Source organism: Mesorhizobium sp. M2A.F.Ca.ET.039.01.1.1, from assembly GCF_003998035.1.
GTDB lineage: Bacteria > Pseudomonadota > Alphaproteobacteria > Rhizobiales > Rhizobiaceae > Mesorhizobium.
The window spans coordinates 1-4,369 of the sequence record NZ_RZRY01000546.1 but is presented as its reverse complement, the minus strand read 5'-3'; the positions used below and the strand labels follow the sequence as shown (position 1 = coordinate 4,369).

General features: G+C 67.1%; 4 protein-coding genes. All 4 read right to left on the bottom strand.

The features are described from left to right. On the bottom strand, nucleotides 1-729 hold a 729-nt coding region (locus EOA24_RS28870), incomplete at its 3' end, for an alcohol dehydrogenase catalytic domain-containing protein (protein WP_127410334.1). Between the two features lie 12 nt (nucleotides 730-741). Beyond that, complete coding sequence (gene hisD, locus EOA24_RS28865; RefSeq protein WP_126083113.1) at nucleotides 742-2,064, bottom strand: histidinol dehydrogenase; 1,323 nt, start codon at nucleotides 2,062-2,064, stop codon at nucleotides 742-744. A 100-nt stretch (nucleotides 2,065-2,164) separates the two neighbouring features. Further along, complete coding sequence (locus EOA24_RS28860) at nucleotides 2,165-2,938, bottom strand: glucose 1-dehydrogenase (protein WP_126083114.1); 774 nt, start codon at nucleotides 2,936-2,938, stop codon at nucleotides 2,165-2,167. 195 nt (nucleotides 2,939-3,133) lie between these two features. Continuing rightward, a partial coding sequence (locus tag EOA24_RS28855) for an FAD/NAD(P)-binding oxidoreductase (protein ID WP_127410333.1) occupies nucleotides 3,134-4,369 on the bottom strand: 1,236 nt, incomplete at its 5' end.

Sequence of the window (4,369 nt, the reverse complement as noted above, 5' to 3'; positions counted from 1 at the left end):
CAGCAGTTGGTTGAGCGCGGCGATGCTGCCGGTCGCCTCGACGGCGGCAAGCAGAGGTGCGTCGGCGGTGGCTTCGGCAATGGCCTCGCGGTCGAGATCGACGATGGTGGCGCCGGTCACCCGGGCGACACGCTCGCAGCGCGCCTTGTTGCGGTCGGCGATCAGCACCCTGCCCGGGAGCGTCCGCGACAGGAGCAGCGCCGCCAAGCCGCCGATGGTGCCGCAGCCCACGACAAGCACCGAACCCGCGGTCTTCGGCAGGCGCCGCACAGCATGCAGCGCGACGGCGAGCGGCTCGGCCATGGCCGCCACTCTTTCATCCAGCGCGGCGTCGATGAGATGCAGCAGGCGCGCCGGCAGCACCGTCTGCTCGGCAAAGCCGCCGTCGCATACTTCGCCGACGAAGCCCAGCGAGGCGCACAGATGCCGCCTGCCCGCGCGGCATTGCGCGCATTCCCCGCACCAGAAGCGGGAATCGGCGACCACCCGGTCACCCACGGCGACGGTGCCGACGCCCTCGCCGACCGCGACCACCGTGCCGGTCAGTTCATGGCCGGCCGTCGACGGCGCGCGGCTTATCCATTGTCCGGTGCGGAAATTGTGGAGGTCGGAACCGCAGATGCCGGCGGCGTCGACATTGAGCTTCACCCAGCCCGGCTCGGGAGCCCCCGGCGCGGCGATATCCTCGACACGCAGGTCGCCGGGGCCATGCAGTCTGGCGGCCTTCATCGCGCCGGCCCGTCAGGCGCCGAGATAGCGGTCGCGGATTTCCGAGACCGCGTTCTCATGCGAGCTGAAGCCCTCATAGCGGGCAAGCCTGCGGGCATGGCCGGCAAGCTCCGGATAGGCGGCCGAGGTCACATAGCCGACCGACGAACGTTTCAGGAAATCCGTCACCGAAAGCGGCCCGTAAGTGCGCGCCCAGCGGCTGGTCGGCAGCACCGCATTCGGCCCGAGGACGAAATTGGCGAGCGTCACCGGCGTGTGCGGACCCATGAGGATCTCGGCCGCCTCGGTGATGTGGCCGAGATGCGCGAACGGCTCTCTGGACAGGATTTCGAGGTGCTCGGGCGCATAGTCGTTGATGAAGCGGTAGCTGTCCTCCAGTGACGCGGTCAGCACGATGCCGCCGCGCTTGCCGGTCAGCACCGCGCGCGAGAACTCGACCCGCTGCTCGGTCATACGGGACCAGTGGTCGGGAAGTGCTGCCAGAGCCGCGTCGGCGACCTTGCGGCTGTGCGTCACGAGATAGGCGGAAGAGTCCGGTCCGTGCTCGGCCTCGATCAGAAGGTCGAGTGCGGCGAGGCCGCCGTCGACGCTGTCGTCGGCGAAGATGATCGCTTCCGACGGGCCGGCCGGAAGGCCGGTGTCGATGATCGAGGACAGCAGGCTCTTGGCCGCCACCACCCAAGGGCTGCCCGGGCCGACGATCTTGAGCGCGGGCTTCACCGTCTCGGTGCCATAGGCGACGGCCGCGACAGCATGCGCGCCGCCGCATTTGTAGACGGTCTCGACTCCGGCGAGCCGAGCGGCGACCAGGGTCGCGGCATCGACGGAACCGTCCGCGGTCGGCGGCGTCACGATGGCGATCTGCGGCACGCCGGCGATGACGGCCGGAACCGAGGTCATCATCGTCACCGACGGAAAGGCGCCCTTGCCGCGCGGAACGTAAAGCGCGACCGAGCCGATCGGCGTGTAACGGTCGCCGGCATAGGCGCCGGGGCGGACTTCCTTGAGCCACATCGTCTCGGGACGCTGCTCCTCGTGGAAATGCCTGATGTTTGTGATGCCGAAGCGGATGCTGTCGATGACATCCTTGTCGACCTTGCCGAAGGCAGCGTCGAACTCAGCCTCCGAGACCTTCAGATTACCCGCGGCCACATCGGCCTTGTCCAGATCCCGGACGAAGCGGAGCAGCGCCGAGTCGCCTTCCGTCCTGACCGCATCAAGAATCGGGCGGACCTTCTCGACGAAGACCGAGAGGTCGGCCTCGGCGCGCTTCAGCAGGCTCGCCCGCTGTTCGGCGCTGGCGGATGAGAGGTCGTGGAAGCTGATCTCGGACATGGCTGCTCCTCAGAAACGCGGGAAAAGTATATACATGTACGTATAATGCTCGCCAGTATTTTTCTGCGTCCGCAGGGTTGGTCGGCCACGGCAAACCGCATCAGATCGAGGCAAGAAAGCCCCCATCCACCGGAAAGCACTGACCCGTGATGTAGGATGAGGCGTCCGAGGCCAGGAAGACAGCAATGCCGTGCAGGTCCGAAAGGTCGCCGAAGCGATGCTGCGGGATCTTGGCGAGCATCGATTGCTGCCACGCCTCGTCGGCGTAGAACACCTCGGTCATCGCCGTCCTGAAATAGCCAGGAGCAATCGCGTTGACCCTGATCCCGAGACCCGCCCACTCCGCCGCAAGCGCCCGCGTCATGCCGAGCAGGCCCGACTTCGACGAACCGTAGGGCACGGCCGTGGGGATGCCGACCTCGGAGGTCAGCGAGCACAAATTGATGATGGCGCCGGGCCGTCCGGCATCGCGCATGTGGCGGGCGGCGGCCTGAGCGCAGAAGAAGGCGCCCTTGAGGTTGGTGTCGACAATCCTGTCCCAGAGCGCTTCATCGACATCGAGCGAAGGCCTGACCTCTTCCATGCCGGCATTGTTGACTAGGATATCGAGACCGCCAAGCAGGTTGGCTGCCTCGGCGGTCGCGGCGCGGCAGCGGGCGACGTCGGTGACATCCAGGGCAATGGCATGCGCAACCCCGCCGGCGGCCCGGATCGCCTCCGTCGTCTCCTGCAGCGAAGCAAGGCTGCGCGCCATGACGGCGACAGCGGCGCCGGCCGCACTCAGCGCCTCGGCGATGCCGCGCCCGATGCCGCGGCTGGCGCCGGTGACGAGCGCCTTCCTGCCCGACAGGTCGAAGAGGGAAGCATTGCGCATGTCGATCCTCCTTGGCCTTGCCGGCCTGCCCTCGCCCGCGAGACTAACCGATCCTTGGTTATACATACAAGCATATACAATGACTTTGGGAGCCGAGTGAACAGCCGACCGCGGAGAGCGGGCTAACCGCAACCGATAACGCAGCCCTTTACGGCACTTTTCCCGCCGCCGCGATTTCGCGCGGCGACCTGCCCCTCAGATCCTGATCCCGAACCGGATGCCGTCATAGATGGCGGCGTGGATGTTGCGCGAGGCGACCGCGTCGCCGATGCGAAACAGCACGAAACCGCCTTCGGCATTGCGGGATGGGAAGATGTCGCCGCCGTTCACCAGCCGCTCATAGTCGACCGCGCCGCCATTCTTCGACAGCGGTTTGAGCGCAAGATAGAGGTCGTCGAGCGGCGCCGTGCCATGCTCGACCACCACCTGGTCGACGCGCCTTTCGCCGCGCCAGCCGTCGGCAAAGTCCGAGGCGAGCTCGGCGACGAGCTGGTTGCCCTCGCGCCGCACCGAACGCAGCCTTGTGTTGATGGTGACGGTGACACCCTTTTCGTGGAAGGCGCGCATATAGGGCACGTGGTTCATGCCGCCCATTTCCGGCGCGAAGAAGCGCTCCGGCGAGACCAGCTCCAGCTTCGAACCGCTGTTGGCGATGAGTTCGGCCGCGCCCATGCCCTGATGGCCGCCATTGTCGTCGTAGAGCAGCACATTCTCGGCCGGTTTGACGGAGCCTGCCATGATATCCCAGCTCGAGGTGACGAGATTGTCGCCTTCCGTCAGCGGCGGGTTCTGCGGCATGCCGCCCGTCGCCACGATCACGACATCCGGCGCCAGCGCCAGCACATCGTCCTTCTCCGCCCAGGTGTCATAGCGGATCTCGACGCCGAGGCGGTCGAGCTCGGCCAGCCGCCAGTCGATGATGCCGATCAGCTCCTTGCGGCGCGGGTTCTGGGTGGCGAGCCGCACCTGGCCGCCCGCTTGGCTGGAGGCTTCGAGCACCGTCACCTGGTGGCCGCGTTCGGCCGCGACGCGCGCGGCTTCAAGACCACCAGCGCCCGCCCCCACCACCACGACCCTCTTCTCCGGTCCTTCGCTCTTCGCGATGATGTGCGGAATGGTCGCCTCGCGACCGGTTGCGGCGTTGTGGACGCACAGCGCCTCGCCGCCCTCATAGATGCGGTCGAGGCAATAGGTGGCGCCCACGCATGGCCGGATCTCGTGCTCGCGGCCTTCCATCACTTTCCTGACGATGTGCGGATCGGCGATATGGGCGCGCGTCATGCCGACCATGTCGAGCTTGCCGGTGGCGATGGCGTGGCGCGCCGTGGCGACATCGGAAATGCGCGCCGCGTGGAAGGTCGGGAACTTGGTCGCCGCCCTCACCTCGCCGGCGAAATCGAGATGCGGCGAGGAGCGCATGCCGGTCACAGG